The sequence below is a fragment of the Paenibacillus sp. p3-SID867 genome (genome assembly GCF_025142895.1).
In the GTDB taxonomy this organism is placed as follows: Bacteria; Bacillota; Bacilli; order Paenibacillales; family Paenibacillaceae; genus Paenibacillus_AQ.
This window is the reverse complement of the sequence record NZ_JAMBDM010000028.1, coordinates 1-16,158: the sequence shown is the minus strand read 5'-3', so window position 1 is coordinate 16,158 and position 16,158 is coordinate 1. Positions and strand designations below refer to the sequence as shown.

Annotated in this window: 14 protein-coding genes; all 14 read left to right on the top strand. The window is 52.4% G+C overall.

The genetic code is table 11. The features are described from left to right. Window positions 1-63: 63 nt before the first annotated feature. Window positions 64-1,086, top strand: coding sequence for an amidase domain-containing protein (locus M4D81_RS31705; RefSeq protein WP_260069317.1), 1,023 nt, complete (start codon window positions 64-66; stop codon window positions 1,084-1,086). Between the two features lie 45 nt (window positions 1,087-1,131). After that, window positions 1,132-2,226 carry a D-alanine--D-alanine ligase gene (locus M4D81_RS31700; RefSeq protein ID WP_071220871.1) on the top strand — a complete coding sequence of 365 codons (1,095 nt, stop codon included), beginning with the start codon at window positions 1,132-1,134 and terminating at the stop codon, window positions 2,224-2,226. Between the two features lie 98 nt (window positions 2,227-2,324). Beyond that, the gene (locus tag M4D81_RS31695; RefSeq protein WP_006208215.1) at window positions 2,325-2,642 is read left to right on the top strand and encodes a hypothetical protein; all 318 of its coding nucleotides are present in this window, start codon (window positions 2,325-2,327) and stop codon (window positions 2,640-2,642) included. Beyond that, window positions 2,639-3,640 carry a UV DNA damage repair endonuclease UvsE gene (uvsE, locus tag M4D81_RS31690; protein ID WP_260069316.1) on the top strand — a complete coding sequence of 334 codons (1,002 nt, stop codon included), beginning with the start codon at window positions 2,639-2,641 and terminating at the stop codon, window positions 3,638-3,640. Before M4D81_RS31695 ends, uvsE begins: the two co-directional genes overlap by 4 nt. 265 nt (window positions 3,641-3,905) lie before the next feature. After that, on the top strand, window positions 3,906-4,769 hold the full coding sequence (locus M4D81_RS31685; protein ID WP_260069315.1) for an inositol monophosphatase family protein: 864 nt from the start codon (window positions 3,906-3,908) through the stop codon (window positions 4,767-4,769). Between the two features lie 64 nt (window positions 4,770-4,833). Next, entirely contained in the window at window positions 4,834-5,100 is a 267-nt protein-coding gene (locus M4D81_RS31680) for a hypothetical protein (protein ID WP_071220868.1), read from the top strand. A gap of 182 nt (window positions 5,101-5,282) precedes the next feature. Continuing rightward, window positions 5,283-5,618: a hypothetical protein gene (locus M4D81_RS31675; RefSeq protein WP_260069314.1), complete on the top strand. Its 336-nt coding sequence runs from the start codon at window positions 5,283-5,285 to the stop codon at window positions 5,616-5,618. A gap of 75 nt (window positions 5,619-5,693) precedes the next feature. After that, window positions 5,694-6,956: an SGNH/GDSL hydrolase family protein gene (locus M4D81_RS31670; protein ID WP_220686558.1), complete on the top strand. Its 1,263-nt coding sequence runs from the start codon at window positions 5,694-5,696 to the stop codon at window positions 6,954-6,956. A gap of 266 nt (window positions 6,957-7,222) precedes the next feature. Beyond that, window positions 7,223-9,088 carry an SLC13 family permease gene (locus M4D81_RS31665; RefSeq protein ID WP_260069313.1) on the top strand — a complete coding sequence of 622 codons (1,866 nt, stop codon included), beginning with the start codon at window positions 7,223-7,225 and terminating at the stop codon, window positions 9,086-9,088. Window positions 9,089-9,387: 299 nt separating this feature from the next. After that, window positions 9,388-11,220: a cache domain-containing sensor histidine kinase gene (locus M4D81_RS31660; protein ID WP_194545048.1), complete on the top strand. Its 1,833-nt coding sequence runs from the start codon at window positions 9,388-9,390 to the stop codon at window positions 11,218-11,220. Next, window positions 11,220-12,539 carry a response regulator gene (locus M4D81_RS31655; protein WP_260069312.1) on the top strand — a complete coding sequence of 440 codons (1,320 nt, stop codon included), beginning with the start codon at window positions 11,220-11,222 and terminating at the stop codon, window positions 12,537-12,539. The genes M4D81_RS31660 and M4D81_RS31655 overlap by 1 nt, the downstream gene beginning before the upstream one ends. A 96-nt stretch (window positions 12,540-12,635) precedes the next feature. Then, complete coding sequence (locus M4D81_RS31650) at window positions 12,636-13,571, top strand: carbohydrate ABC transporter permease (RefSeq protein WP_260069311.1); 936 nt, start codon at window positions 12,636-12,638, stop codon at window positions 13,569-13,571. 1 nt (window position 13,572) lies between these two features. Next, a complete protein-coding gene (locus tag M4D81_RS31645) occupies window positions 13,573-14,439 on the top strand; it encodes a carbohydrate ABC transporter permease (protein WP_216532521.1) in 867 nt (288 codons plus the stop codon). A 130-nt stretch (window positions 14,440-14,569) separates the two neighbouring features. Continuing rightward, window positions 14,570-16,018 (top strand): ABC transporter substrate-binding protein, encoded by a 1,449-nt coding sequence (locus M4D81_RS31640; RefSeq protein WP_260069310.1) that lies wholly within the window; start codon window positions 14,570-14,572, stop codon window positions 16,016-16,018. The last annotated feature ends 140 nt before the right edge of the window (window positions 16,019-16,158 follow it).

The window sequence follows — 16,158 nt, the reverse complement described above, 5'->3', positions numbered from 1 at the left end:
CATTTTCTTCATATAGTTGTGATAGGGAACAGCGTGAAAGGCAAGGTTAGAGGAGGAGAGTAGATGAACAGTCTGAAGCAAGCAGAGAAGCCTTGGAAGCAAGCTCTATATATTTACGTCAATCAATATAACCAAAATCGCGTGGACTATTCTTCAGGCCTGAAAGAGCAGATTGTAGCGGATCTGAATTTCCTGGTAGAGAGAGGAGAAAGGCAGTTTCGGCTGCAGTCGTGGTACTCGCAGCGGGAGGTTACGCCGCTTAAGAGCGAGACTCGTGCCCGCCTCCTGCGCATTCTGAGGGAGACGGAGGATGATGTGGTCGCGGACGTGCGGCTTCACAGCGTATTTTATTATGAAAAAAGAGGGATGACACACCGGGAGGATACGGTTTTTAAAGAGCGGCTGACGCTGATCCGGGACGGGGATGCCTGGTTGATCGTAGGCATCGAACGTCTGCAGGATGAACGCCATCCCCTGCAAAGAGCCGATGTTCCGGCAGCAGGCGCGGATGTGGCTGGTAGAGAGCCGTCCACTCCCTTTATGAACGGACGCGTATACGCCGCCGGCAGCAGCCCGCGGTCCGGCCGTTACGAGCGTGAAGCCGCAGCTGCATATGCCGACCGTTGGTGGGATTCGGGGAATCCGGAGTTTGAGGAATTTGACGTGGATTGCACAAATTATATCTCCCAGTGCCTCTTTGCAGGCAAAGCCCCAATCCACTATACTGGTAAAAGAGAAACGGGATGGTGGTACAAGGGGTACGTAAACCAACGGGAATGGTGGAGCTACAGCTGGGCGGTATCGAACAGCTTTGCGCATTATTTGAACGCCAGTGCCTCGGGGCTGCGGGCCGAGCGGGTGGAGCGTCCCGAGCAGCTGATGCTGGGGGACGTCATCGTATACGACTGGGATGGTGACGGCGCGTTTCAGCACAGCACCATCGTGACGGCGTTTGACGCGGGCGGTATGCCGCTCGTTAATGCACATACGGTGTCCAGCCGCCATCGCTATTGGGACTACCGGGATTCCTACGCTTGGAATGATAACACCGAATATCGGTTTTACCATATCCCCGATTATTTTTAAGATGACAGCATGTCGTGCTGCAATACGGACAAGAGAGAGGTTAACATGGGACAGGATAAATTGACGGTAGGTTTAGTATACGGGGGGAAATCCGGCGAGCATGAGGTGTCGTTATCCACGGCATTCGCGGTCATGAACGCTTTTGATTTTGATAAATATGAGATTGTTCCGTTTTATATTTCCAAGCAGGGTAGCTGGAGAATCGGCAGCAAGCTGTCGGCTCCTTTTGCCCAGCTGGAAGAATTGAAGCTGGCTGAAGGGGAAGGCACGCAAACCGCGCTGAACGCCGTGTTCAGCAGATTGTATGGCCAAGAGAGTCAGGCGGTGGATATTATGTTCCCGCTGCTTCACGGGACGTTCGGTGAGGACGGAACGATTCAGGGACTGTTCGAAATGGCGGACATTCCTTATGTGGGAACCGGTGTGCTTGCGTCGGCGGCGGGGATGGATAAAGTCGTCATGAAGAAGCTCTTCGCACAAGCAGGGCTGCCGCAATGTGAGTACTGTTATTTCAATCGTACCCAGTGGGAGCGGAGCCAGCATGAAGTGCTGAAGGATATCGAGGACAAACTCGGTTACCCGAGCTTCGTCAAGCCGGCTAACCTGGGTTCAAGCGTCGGGATATCCAAGGCTAAGAACCGGGAGCAGCTTAAGGCGGCGATTGAATCCGCGCTCCGGTTCGATGACAAGATCATCGTTGAAGAGTTCGTGGATGCGCGCGAAGTGGAGGTCAGCGTGCTGGGCAATGATGAGCCGATGGCATCCGTTCCGGGTGAAATTGTCTCTTCCAGTGAATACTACGACTATGCGGCCAAATATACGGATGGACAATCACAGATGCAAATTCCGGCCGAAATCGAGCCGGATACGGCTGATCGTCTGCGCGACCTCGCCATTACCGCGTTCAAAGCGATTGAAGGCGGCGGCATTACTCGGGCCGACTTCTTTGTCCGCCGCTCGGACGGCGCGATTCTGATCAATGAAGTGAACACGATGCCTGGCTTTACACCGTTCAGCATGTACCCGCTCTTGTGGCGGGAAACGGGCGTGTCCTACCGCGAGCTGCTTGACCGGATGATCGAGCTGGGCCTTGAGCGGTACAACCGCAAGCAATCCCTGATTTATGAGAACCAGGCGTAAGCCGTCACAATAGGATATGAAACACCAGGGGGAGTCCGCGCTATTTAATACGGCTCCCCTTGAGTCTAATATTATGGGATGAAAGGAAGATACGTATTATGGGATTTCAAACCGAGTTCAATTCCGTTTGTAAGTTTAAGAGTGAGCAGGAGCTCTATGAGCTGCTGGAATACGGCCGCGGTAAGATGCTGAAGGACGGGCTTCGGGTATTTCCGACAGGACAGAAGGTTATTGCTTATACGCCGGATAACCAGGCGGTGGCCATCGTCCTGATCACTGCATGCGTATCGGAGATTAACTTCCAGGGCCGCGAGGTTACTTCGGTCGAACTGCAGCTGATCCGCAAATTGACGGATGAGGAAGCACGCGTACAAACAGCGCTGGCTCACGAAATGTTCTTTGGAGATCATGCATGATTGTCCGTTTCGGTTATGTAGCCATGTCCACGGTCGTGCAGAATGCTTCTCCTTCCAAGACGATGACCATGAAGAGTTTTATGAAGCTGAATGACCGTGAGGCCGGCTTACACAAACTGGAGCGGATTGCGAATGAGAATCTACATAATACCCTTCGGCTTCTAAAGCATAATGCGGCTCACGATATCAAGGTGTACCGCTTCTCGTCCAAGCTGATTCCGCTGGCCACGCATCAAGATATGCAGGATTGGAATCCGTTCCCGGCTTTGCGGGAAGGCTTTCAGGCCATAGGGGAATTCGTGAAAAAGCACGGGATGCGGGTCTCCTTTCATCCGGATCATTTCACGGTGCTGAGCACGCCGCGTCCCGAAGTGCTGGCCAATTCGATCCGTGATCTGGAGTCGCACGTCCATATGCTGCGGGCGATGGAGCTGCCTGCTTCGATGAAGAACAACATCCACATCGGGGGAGCTTATGGGGACAAGCCCTCGGCAGCGGCGCGATTCGTTGAACATTTTCATGAGCTTGAGCCGCACATCAAGGAACGGCTGACCCTTGAAAATGACGATAAAACCTTTACCGCCCAGGAAACGTTGGCCGTATGCAAGCAGACCGGGCTGCCGATGGTACTGGACATCCATCATCAGTGGGTCAATAACGACGGCGAGGCTCCCTGGGAGCTGTGGCCGGATATCCTTCGCACCTGGGAGACGCCGCTTGCGCAGGCCGATACGGACCGGGCGCAGCCGCTCCCGCCCAAGATTCACGTATCCAGTCCCAAGAGCCCTACCGATATCCGCAGCCATGCGGATGGGGTGGATGTCGTGCCATTGCTGGCGTTTTTACGGAATATTGCGGGGGCTACGCCGAAGGTGGACGTCATGATTGAAGCGAAGATGAAGGACGGCGCCTTGTTTGATCTGATGAAGGATTTGGGAGATTATACGGAAGAGGGCGTAACCATTCTCGACGGTGCTTCCATCGAAGTAAACCCATAACCCGATAAGATGAGCTTGTTAAACACTTGCAAGTTGATGGATTTTGGGTTACGTTGGAAGTATCCAAACAGAGATTCCCCTTAACACATGACATCGGATAAAAAAGTTCGTTCTCGCCAAGCATTCAGGTGCACAGCATAGGACGGACTTTTATTGAAATAGGCGGAATTTTCCCTTGATTGCCCTTTCGATTACCGCCATGACTGAATAGGATGTAGGGATTGTCAAAAATCACTAGATTTATATAGAAAGTAGAGTGAGTGCTTTGAACGAGAATGAAAAGATTCCTTATGTTGTCAGCAGTAAGAGCTACACCGCCGTTGCGATTAATTGCGCCGCCAAAGCGGGAGAGTGGATTAAGAGCAAACTCGGTACCGTCAAGCAGTTGAGCACCAAGTCTTCGGCACAGGATATCGTAACCGAGGTGGACAAAGGCGCGGAGCAGATGATCCGCAAGCTGATTTTGACGCACTTTCCGGATCATGCGATCCTCGGAGAAGAAGGGGTTGCCCCGGGTAGTGATGCCTACAATAAGGCACTCGGGGACGCCAAGGACGAAGAGTATCTCTGGATTATTGACCCTGTGGACGGAACGACGAACTATGTTCATGGATTTCCGTTTTACTCCGTGTCGATTGCACTGGCTCATCATGGAGAAGTCATTGTCGGCGTTATTTACGACCCTTCCCGGGACGAGTTGTTTGTTGCGGAAAAAGGAAAAGGAGCCTACGTTCACGGCAACCCTACCTATGTTTCCAAGGAAGATCAATTGTCGGACAGCTTGCTGGCCACGGGCTTCCCGCTGGACAGCACGGTCAACCTGCCGCTGAATATGGCGGAGCTGCAGGCGCTGCTGCCGATGGTCCGCAATGTAAGAGCAGGCGGATCCGCTGCCCTTCATCTTGCTTATGTGGCTGCCGGCCGCCTCAGCGGATACTGGGAGCACGGCTTGAGCGCTTGGGATGTTGCTGCAGGCGCACTATTGGTTCAGGAATCCGGCGGTAAAGTAACCGATACGGAAGGAAAGCCATATGATCTGTCGGTGCGTCATTTGGCGGCAACCAACGGGCTGATTCATCAGCGTTTTCTGGATACACTAAAAGACGCCGGCGAAGCTTTGGTTCGCTAAACGGCCAGGGACGACAGAGAAATGCAGGTCACTTACAACCGCTTGATAAAGGAGTGTGCTTACGATGAATGAGAAGTCGGATCAGGATTTGGAGCGCCAGCTCAGCGAGATGTTAACGGACGGTGAAATGCAGAAGAAGGATCGGGAGAAGGAGGAGCGCAGGCTTCTCTCTCCGAAATACGAGATCCGGATTCAGACGCAGCTTGATCCTATTGTGGAAGAGACGCAGAAGTACCGCAGCATGGCGAAGGAAGTGGATGATCGCTATGACAAGTACATGGATAAGGCAGTTAAGAAGGATAAGCCTGAGGATTCAGGTGAAGAAGCTTGATAGCGCTTTAAGGGATGGGATGTTTAGAGAAGCGGGACATCTTCGTTAAAGGCCCGAACCAGGAATGGACAGCATAGAGCGTGCTGTCCATTTTTTTATGATGGCTGGCCAAGATCACACTGTTCTAGGCTGGCTCAAGTTGGTGTGACTATGGTTGACCTTGACCACATAGGGGGGAGATCATGCGAGTTCGGATTCAAATATGTCATGTTCTGGGAGGCGCATCCGGGGCAGCCTCCATGCTGCTATGGTGCATCCTTATCTTTTTCAACCCTTATTCCGATGAGACCAGCTGGAAACCAGCCTTAACTACGTTCGTTATGCTGTTTCTTCCAGCCAGCTTGGCGATGCTCGGGGTGCTTTATTCCTACCGGTTGCTGCTGCTGGTTGCTTTTGGATGGTCGATATTGCCAAGCCTGTATCTGGCAGCCACGCCTGGGATATTTGCTTGGTTTGGAGCTATATCCCTCGGTTATTTATTCGCTTATCTTCTCATGAAGCCTTATCGTCCTGGTTGAGTTCAGTACCATTCACAGGTTACTGGTGGTAAAATAAGGCTGTATTAAGATAATTGATGTTAAGGGAGTGAAGGCATGTTCAAACAATGGAAGAAGGGGCTGGCGGCAGTAACCGGCACCTTGACGCTCGCGGTGGCACTGGTTGGACCGAGCGTTGCGCCGGCTTATGCCGATGAGGTTACAGCCAAGGATACATATCATATTGTAGCGCTGGGGGACTCGTTGACTGTCGGGTATGAGCCGGGAATGGATCTGAACAGCAAGCCTTACGGTTTTGTTGACCGGCTGTATGAGCAAGGTTTGTTCCACGGCCGGACCGAGGTAACGAATCTGGGGATCGGCGGATTGAAAACCGATGGGCTGAACCATTACGTCAAGGCCGTCTTGGATGAACGCGCAATTACGGCGGAAGAGCTGCAGCCGGGGCTAAGCGGCATCGATCCACGCACGAAGCAGATTGGCGCTGACGCAGCGAAAGCCAAGCCGATTATCGCGGGTGCGGATCTGATTACCATTACGATCGGCGGCAATGACATGATGAGTCTGGTCAGCACCGTGGAAACATTAAGCGATGAACAGTTGAAAACTAAGATGCAGGAACTGTTCAAGATTTATACGGATAATGTCTCATCCGTCATTACCAATTTGCACGCCATCAATCCGGATGCCGCAATTGTGGTGGCGGACCAGTATAATCCGGTGCCCAAAGTCGCTGACGAGATCGCATATGCTAAACTGCTTGCAGCATCCGGAGAGTTTACGAAGCTGGTGGAAGGCGTAGCTGACAGTTTTGCCACTCAGGGCGTGAATATTAAGGTAGCCCATGTGGCGAAGAAGTTCGTGGGCTCCGAGCTGACGATGACCCATATCCTGAAAGACGATATTCATCCGAACCAATATGGATATGAGACGATGGCCGGTGTGTTCGCAGAGACGATCTGGGGCAGCTACAAGAATCCCGCTGTTCAAGAACAGGGGCAGCCGATGCGCATCATCGTGAAGGGGCAGGAGCTGAACACGCCGTATAAGCCGATTCTTCGCGATAATCTGAATTACGTAGCGATACAGGATATCGTAGATGCAGTGGGGGCGACGACCACATGGGAAAATAAAACGTCCAGTGCAACGATTACGTTTGGAGATCAGACGGTGGTAGTGAAGATCGGTGCCAAAACCGTTCAAGTTAACGGAACGGCTGTACCGATCGATACGCCGGCTTTCCTGCAAAAAGTAGGAAAAGAAGATAAAACCTACGTCCCGCTCGCGGTGATTGCATCCGGTCTTGGTTTTGACGTTCAATACAGCACCAAATTGCGTACCGCATTCATTAATTTGTAATCCCATAAGCAAGCTGCATCGGCTGGAAGGAGCCGATGCAGCTTTTTTTGTCATTAGCGTTTTTGTGATGTTTTTAACATAAGTAACTCCAGGCAGATGGTACAATACGACATCATTTCCTTTCATCGGTTTGATATCAGATCAGATTTTTAACCCATTTCAATGACATATGGAAAGCGGCAGATCCGTGAAATGGGCAGGGGAAGGCTTATGGAATGTCGAATCTTGGAAGAAACATAGATATGGCATGATAGGGGGATCAAGGAATGAATGGACCGATGATCATTACGTTGTCTGTTTTGGCCGTGGCATCCGCATTGTTCATGTCGGGAAAAGTGCGGTCGGATTTGGTCGCGATCGGCGTGTTGATGGTACTTATGTTAACGGACATTTTAAGTCCGGCTGAAGCCCTTTCGGGCTTTTCCAATTCGGTTGTCATCATGATGATCGGTTTGTTTGTTGTGGGCGGGGGGATTTTTCATACCGGATTAGCCAAGATGGCAAGCGGAAAGCTGCTGAAGCTTGGAGGGGGAAGCGAGACCCGGCTCTTGATTATGATCATGCTGGTAACGTCGCTCATTGGCGGATTCGTCAGCAATACCGGCACGGTAGCGGTCATGCTGCCCATTGTTGTCAGTCTGGCGTTCAGCGCCGAGATTAATCCGGGGCGGTTGCTGATGCCCCTTGCTTTTGCCAGCAGCTTGGGGGGCATGCTCACGTTAATCGGCACACCGCCGAATCTCGTGATTCAGGAGACGCTGATCAACGCAGGATACGAACGGCTGTCGTTCTTTGCTTTTTTGCCGATCGGACTTGTCTGTTTGGCAACGGGGATCCTCGCGATATTTTTCCTTCGCCGTTTTCTTCCCAGCAATGAAGAAGGGGGTGCAGGTAAACAGGGCGGGCGCTCGCTTCGAGAGCTGGCCAAACAGTATCGGCTGACCCAGAACCTGTATCGGATTCAGGTTAGTGCCGATTCCTCCATTCGATCCAAAACATTGCGGGAGTTGGACATTCCGGCGAAGTTCGAAGTGAACGTCATTGAAATCCGCCGTAAAATGTCGGCCAAGAATCAATTCTTCAAAACGATCAACCAGGAAATCGCCGGTCCCGAGACCGTGATTGAGGAAGACGACATTCTGTATGTAAACGGCCCGTTCGAGCGGGCCTCGGAGTTTGCGGAGACGTATGGGCTTGTCATGCTGGACCAACGTGTACCCGAGCATCGAAAACGTACGGAGGAGTCGCAGTACGCCACGAGTGACGTCGGCATTGCCGAGGTGATGCTGACTCCGTCCTCTCGCCTGATTGGCCGGCTCGTCAAGCACTCGGGTTTCCGCGAGAAATATCGGGTGAACATATTGGGGATTCAGCGAAAAGAACAGTATCTTCTGCATCATCTGAAGGAAGAGAAAATGCGCTTTGGCGACGCGCTGCTCGTTCAGGGAACATGGAAGGATATAGCCCTTCTGGCGGCCGAGCAAACGGATGTCGTGGTGGTGGGGCAGCCCGTGGAAGAGTCGCGCAAAGTGACGATGGACCACAAAGCGCCGATTGCGGCCGGGATTATGCTCTTGATGGTGATCCTGCTGGTGACCGAATGGATTCCGGCGGTGGCCTCCGTGATGATTGCCGCGGTGTTGATGGTGGTGTTCGGATGCGTGCGTAACATGGAGGAGGCCTACAAGACGGTCAACTGGGAGAGCATCGTGCTCATTGGCGGCATGATTCCGATGTCCATTGCCATCGAGAAAACGGGAGCCGCCACGCTGATCTCGAATATGCTGGTCCATTCACTGGGAAGCTATGGTCCGCTTGCCCTGCTGGCAGGAGTGTACTTCACCACCTCGCTGTTAACGATGTTCATCAGCAATACGGCTTGCGCCGTATTATTCGCGCCGATTGCGTTATCGGCTGCGATCCAGATGGGAGCCAGTCCGTATCCGTTTCTGTTCGCCGTCTCCATTGGAGCGAGTATGTGCTTTGCCTCACCGTTCTCCACGCCGCCGAACGCGCTCGTTATGTCGGCTGGCCGTTATAAATTCATCCATTATGTGAAGGTCGGATTGCCGCTTCAACTGGTGATCGGCCTGGTCATGATGGCGGTACTGCCGCTGTTCTTTCCGTTCTAAAGGAGAACCGGCACATAACACCCGCATGTTCAATCCGATGAGGATTGCGCATGCGGGTGTTATTCCATTTTGGGGGCAGCATGTCGTGAAGCCTTGTCCGATCACCCCCTTACTCCTCGATCGATCGACTCCCCCAGACACGCCCGCCGCTTTTGCAGGAAATCGCCTGTCGTAAGGCTAATACATCCACTTAGGACTTTCTGCCTGATCGTAAAAATACGCATCAATTCCGTAGAAATGACTACGCTGATGCCGCTGGATTGTTGCTATGCTTGAGAAAGCCGGAGGTGCAAGGGCCGATGAAGAACCGCTTGAAAAATCCACTGGGCCGAATGAATATCAAGCAGCAGATGATTCTGCTGTTCCTGGTGCTGGTCATTCCGTTGTTTGCGCTGAACGCCTACGGGAATTCCATGGCCGGTCAAATCCTGAAGCGCCATGTGACCAATGCTTATATCGAACTGAACAAGCAGAACTTTAAGCTGATTAACCGTGATATTGAAACCGTTAACAAAGTGACCTCCACGGTCATCCAAAATTCGCAGATCCAGCAGCTGGATCCCTTTGCCGAGGACACCGTTCTCGCGCGCGTCAAAAACTACGAGCGGCTGGAAAAGATGCTGCTGTCCTTCTCCCAAGAGACGGATGAACGCGAGCCGGTTTATTACTCGCTCTATGTGTATGACCCGAACAACAGCTATTTCTTTGCTCCCTATTACCCTGACCGCCGAAAAGCGGGGGTATATTTTTTCTCCGACGAGAAGGAGAAGCCGGCATGGTTCGATGAAGCCGTGGCGATGAAAGGGAACGGGTATCTCAAGCGCATAGCGAATCTGTCGCCGCCGGTACAAGGGCGCCAGGATCAAGAGACCTTAAGCTATGTAAGGGCCGTGAACAATATTTATAAGGGCGGAACCATCGGCGTTCTGGTGGTCACGAATTTAGACGCCCGGATCGGCGAGTCGTTATCGACGGTTTCGATTCCGGATGGGGAGCTGTATTTTACGGATGGGAACGACCATATCCTGACTTCGTCGGTACAAGGCATGGCAGGGAGGCTGGAATTGCCCCCTGAAGCGGATCCGGGTCAATCCACGATCGGCATCATGGACGTGATCACGTCGGATTTTATCTATGTTATTGACTATAACTACGTGCTCAATCAGAAGCTGGTCTACAAGGTGCCCGTCAAAACGCTGCTCGCCCAGCAAAGCGAGATGAAGCGTGTTATCCAGGTCATCTCCATCGCCTACTTTGCCGTGGGTCTCATTATCGTTTTTTATTTCTGGCAGTCGCTGATGACGCCGCTCCAGAAGCTGGCGCATTTTGTGAGAAGGTATGAACCGGGGAACGTCGTGCCGGAAACCCCCTACAGGCGCAGAAAAGATGAAGTCAGTGTCCTCATCTCCACGATCTATGACATGGCCCGCCGATTGAATGATCTGATCCACTACAAATACCGTATGGATCTGAAGCAGAAGGAAGCGCAGCTGCAGCTGCTGTATCAGCAGATTAACCCCCATTTGCTGTATAACACCTTGGAAAGCATCTATTGGAAGAGCACAATGGAGGGCAATACCGAGTCCGCCGAGATGATCAAGGATTTGTCCAAATTGATGAAGATCAGTCTCAGCCGTGGGCGGGATCTCATCACGCTTGGGGAAGAGCTTGAGCATGCGGGGGCTTATATCAATCTGCAGCTGAACCGTTACGATTATCAGTTTACCGTCCACTGGGAAGTGCCCGAGTCCTTGCTGGTGAACCAAGTGCCGAAGATTACGCTGCAGCCGCTGCTGGAGAACGCGATCATTCATGGCATTAAAAATATGGGCGAGGACGGAATCATCCGGATTTCAGGCCATATAGAAGAGGGACAATGCCGGATCGTCATTGAAGATAACGGCTTCCGCCCCGTAAACTACGAGTCCATCCACAGGCTGCTCCATGATGAAGCGCCGGACCCTTCGCTTGGCTACGGCATCCGCAATATCCAGGAGCGGCTCCAGCTGCATTTTGGAAGCGGCTGCGGTCTGCAATATAAACCAAGAGAAGAAGGGGGAACCCGCGTGACGATCACGATTCCCCGAATAGATGAAACAACCATTATCGCAACCGGACAGGAGGTTTCCTGATGTATAACATTTTGGTGGTAGATGACGAGCCTTTGATCTGCAAGGGCTTGGCCGGGCTGTTAACGTCCTCGGGCCTGGCCATCGATGGGATTGCTACGGCCTACAGCGGGCAGGAAGCACTGGATTACATACGGATGGGAGATATCGACCTGCTGGTCACCGATATCCAGATGGGCGAGATGAACGGCATCGAGCTGATGCAGCAGGCCAAGATCGTGAAGCCGTGGGTTCAGACGATCATTATTTCAGCCCATGAAACATTTCAATATGCACAGCGGGCGCTCCAGCTCGGTGCCAAGGATTATTTGATCAAACCGCTGAACAGCGAGCAGTTTCTGGATTCGGTTCGCAGCGTTCTGCTCAAGATGGATCGACCGGCGCCTCAGATGGAGCCATTTCTCATGGCCGATAACGAGCATTTTCGGATGGAGGAGACTCCGTCCGAACGAATAGAGCGGCTGAATCAGCGGCTCTCCACGGAGCGGGATCAGCCGCAACTGGCCGGCCTGGACGAATCGGAGCTGGGCTTGATCGGTCCTTATTTTGCCGTTATCAAGATGAAGCTGGGCTTAAGGGAAGACAGCAGCGCTTCTTTTTCAAGGAAAGATATAAGCCTGATTCAATATGCCGCGCTGAATATCGCCAAGGAGCTGCTGGAGCAGGAGCCGCACGCCTTCGTATTCTATTCGCCGGAGCGGGACATCAACATCATCCTACAATGGAGCGAGCAGGAGATGGAGGAGAATGCGGGCGGCAAGATCCAGCATCTGGAGATGATCGGCCGGAGTCTGCACCACCATGTGGAGCTGTACCTGAAACGAAGCTGTACCGTTGGGATCAGCCAAATATTGAGGGGGCCCGAATTTTTGAGTGTGCTCAGCCGTCAGGCGGACAAAGCGATGCTGTGGAGCGAGCAGCTGCAGGACTTCCACGTGTTTTATTACGGGGATTTCAATTGGCACAACTATGCCCAGGAGACGTCGCATGAGGTGCTCTCGAGCCAGGGCAATCGGATCGTGGAGAATACAAGGCAATATATCGAGGAGCATTACCGCCAGAAGGGATTGACGATTCACGAGATAGCCAAGAACAATCACGTGAGCCCGAACTATTTGAGTTATCTGTTCAAAAAATATACAGGCAGCAGCCTGTGGGAGTATGTCGTGAAGCTGCGGATGGAGGAGAGCAGGTCCCTGATCCTGAGCACGGATCTCCGCCGCTACGAAATCGCGGAGCGAGTCGGCTATGAATCTCCGGAGCATTTCAGCAAAATCTTCAAAAAATACTATGGCGTCAGCCCCAGCGAGCTAAAGAAGTAAGAACGGCTATACTTCACATAGTTTTAGACATGTTCGAAGACTCCCTGTCTTTTTACAATTAAAGCTGGACATTTAATTAAGGAATGAGGGAGTCAGATGGAAGAAACGGCCATGCCGCAAGGCCAGGCTCGGATAGAGCCCGGTCATCGCACCCGACAGGAGCACAAGCGCAAGCCGCTGTGGAAGAAGTACATATGGGGGTATATGTTCCTCGTTCCAGCCATTGCGATCTTTATCGTCTTTTTGTGGGTGCCGATCTTGAAAGGGGTCTTTTACAGCTTTTTTCATATCGATTTCGTAAAAGGAAACACCTTCGTCGGGTTCGATAATTATGCCAAGGTTCTCAGCAATCCCGATCTGCTGGTTTCCGTTCGAAATACATTGTATTTCATGATGTTAACGCTGGTCATCGGCTTCTGGGTGCCCATCGCGGCCTCTATCGCCATCTCGGAGCTGAAGCTGTTCCAGGGCTTCGCCCGGATTGCGGCGTATCTGCCGTTTGTCGTACCCGGCGTCGTGCTTTACGGCATGTGGAGGTGGATGTATGACCCGGTAGGTCCGATCAACGCCCTGTTCGGCTTCTTTGGGGCAGAACCGGTATCCTTTATTTCGGATAGCCGTTTCTCCATGGTGTCGCTGGTCGTGATGGAGACATGGCAGCAATTCGGCTCGGCGATGCTGATCTATCTGGCCGGCGTGCTCAGCATACCGAAGGATTGGTATGAAGCCGCCGAGATCGACGGTGCGGGCGTATGGGCCCGGATTAAATACATTACGCTCCCCTCGATGCGCAATTTGATTATGCTCATGCTGATCCTGCAGCTGATCGGCACTTCGCAGGCGTACCAGTCGCAGCTTGCGATGCTGGACGGCGGACCGAACAAGGCCACGCTCACCTACGCGCTTCTAACCGTAAAATACGCGTTCAACCAGCTGGATTACGGGGCAGGAACCGCGATGGGCATCTTGATGTTCCTGGTGCTGAGTTTGCTGGGCATCCTGCAATTCAAGATGAACAGGGAGGAGTACTAGGATGAAAGAGAGAGGCATACTGTCCGCTTCGGATCTGAGAAAACCGTGGAACAAGGCGATATACGGATTTATGGTGCTGTGCATTGCGGTGATGATCTTTACGATGCTGTATCCGATCGGCATGACGATGTTTAACGGGCTGAAGAGCAATCAGGAGATCAATACGTTTCCGCCGCGATTTTTCCCGTCGGAATGGCATTGGGATAACTTCCCGAAGGGGTGGGAATACATCGATCTGCCGATGTTTCTGAAGAATACGCTGCTTATTTTTGGCGGCAATCTGCTGGTAACGATTCTGGTACTAGGCTTGGCGGCATTCAGCATTTCCCGTATCCGGGTTCCCTATCACCGCGTCATCTATTTTTTCATTCTCATGACCTTGTTTATTCCGGCGTCGAGTTACATGATTCCGAACTTCGTCAATTTGAAGGAGCTGGGGCTGCTGAATTCCTACTGGGCCTTCTGGCTGCCGGCGGGAGCGAATGCGTATTTCTTCCTGCTGATCAAAAACTTCTTCGATGGCATTCATCCGGAGATCTTCGAGGCGGCACGCATCGATGGCGCCTCGGAGTTGAGCAGCTTCCTGCGAATTGCCGTGCCGCTGTCCGTCCCGATCTTTGCAACGCTGGCGATTTTTATCTTCTCCACGGCATGGAATGACTGGTTCTGGCCGTCGTTGGTCATGCAGACGCAGGACAAGTACACGCTGGCCACGGCCATCTACAAGTATGTCATCAACGCAAGGAGCCTGGACAGCAGCATAAAATTCGCGATCCTGTTCATGGTCATGGTGCCGCCGATCTTCGTGTTTCTGGTGTTCCAGAAATTCATTATGCGCAGCGTCAGTCTCTCGGCTGTAAAAGGGTAGGGCAGCGTGTACACCATCGTAGCCCTGCACATGATCGTCATATGAATGCACATCGTCCTTTCCGAGTTTCAATTTTATGATGGAGATAAGAAAGAACATTATCAATTCAATCAGGAAAAGGGGAGTATCCATGCGCAAGTTCTCAGCATTACTGATCTGCCTTATGCTGTTCAGCTCCTTGCTCGCCGCTTGCGGCGGAGGCAAAGCAGCGCCGGAGGCCGGCGATAAAGACGGAGGGACTGCCAATTCGGGCGGAACGACTGCAACGCAGACGGATGAACCGAAACAGGATATCGCGGATCAAAAGATAACGATCAAGATCCACTATCCGCTGCCGGATGATACAACGCTGCGTCAGCAGGAGGATGATAAAATCGCCCGTTTCCAGGCGAAATATCCGAACGTGACCATCGTGAAGGACGACTGGCAGTACAGCGTCAACGAAATCGGGGTCAAGATGGCTTCGAACGAAGCGCCGACATTTTATAACACTTGGGCTACGGAAGCACAGCTGCTCGTAGAGCGGGGCTGGGTGGCCGACATCACGGAGTTCTGGAACGAGTGGGAATACAAGGACGACATGAATCCCGTGCTCCAGGATCAATTCATCGTGGACGGCAAGGTGTATGGTGTTACGCAGAACGGGTATATCACGTCAACGATCGTGAACAAGAAGCTGCTGGATGCGAAGGGCGTACCGGTTCCGCCGATGGATTGGACGTGGGACGACATGTACAACACGGCGAAAGGGGCAGCAGATCCGAAGGCCGGCATATCCGGTATCGCGCCGATGGGCAAAGGTAATGAAGCGGGCTGGAACTGGACCAACTTCCTGTTCGAAGCCGGCGGGGATATCGAAGTGAACGAGGGCGGCAAAGTGAAGGCCGTGTTTAACTCGGAAGCCGGCGTGAAGGCGCTGGATTTCTATAAAAAGCTGAGATGGGAAGCGAATGCCATTCCGCAGGACTGGGCTCTCGGTTGGGGCGATGCCGTCAGTTCGTTCCAGCAGGGACGTACGGCGATGGTCATTGCTGGCGCATTTGACGTGATCCAGCCGGCACTAAACGAGGGCGGCATGAAGCCTGAGGATGTGCTGGCATATCCGATGCCAGCGATGGAGAAAGGAGGAGCGCACCACGGCATTTTGGGCGGCAATTATCTGGTCATCAACCCGAATGCCACGAAGGAAGAGCAGGAAATGGCATTCCGTTACATCACGTTTGATTATTTTACGGATGATGCGCTGAAATCGGTGGAAGATACGATTAATGCCCGTAAAGCCGAAGGCAAATACTTTGTACCGACGCCGCTGGAATATTTCAGCGATGATTCCGAGTATGCCGCGAAGGTAAAAGCCATCTACGATAAGTACGACAACGTCTACAAATACGATCCGCAGCTCTTCAGCCTGTTGGAAGGCAAACCGGAAGCGCAATTCGGCACGCAGGATTATTATGCGGCGATGTCCAACGTTGTACAGGAGTCGTTCTCGAAGGAAGGCACGGATTCCAAGAAACAGCTGGATGAAACAGCCAAGCTGGTTCAGGAGAACTTCTTCGATAAGATCGAGCAGAAGTAAGGGAGCTGCTGTCCCGGTTGGGATTGGGGAGAAGTCTGCAGCACAACAAAAGAGAGACGCCGGAGCGGCGTCTCTCCAGAGTGTCGAGAAACCCTGTACTTTTTTCAAAGTACAGGGTTTCTCCCTTTCTAAGTAGTCAC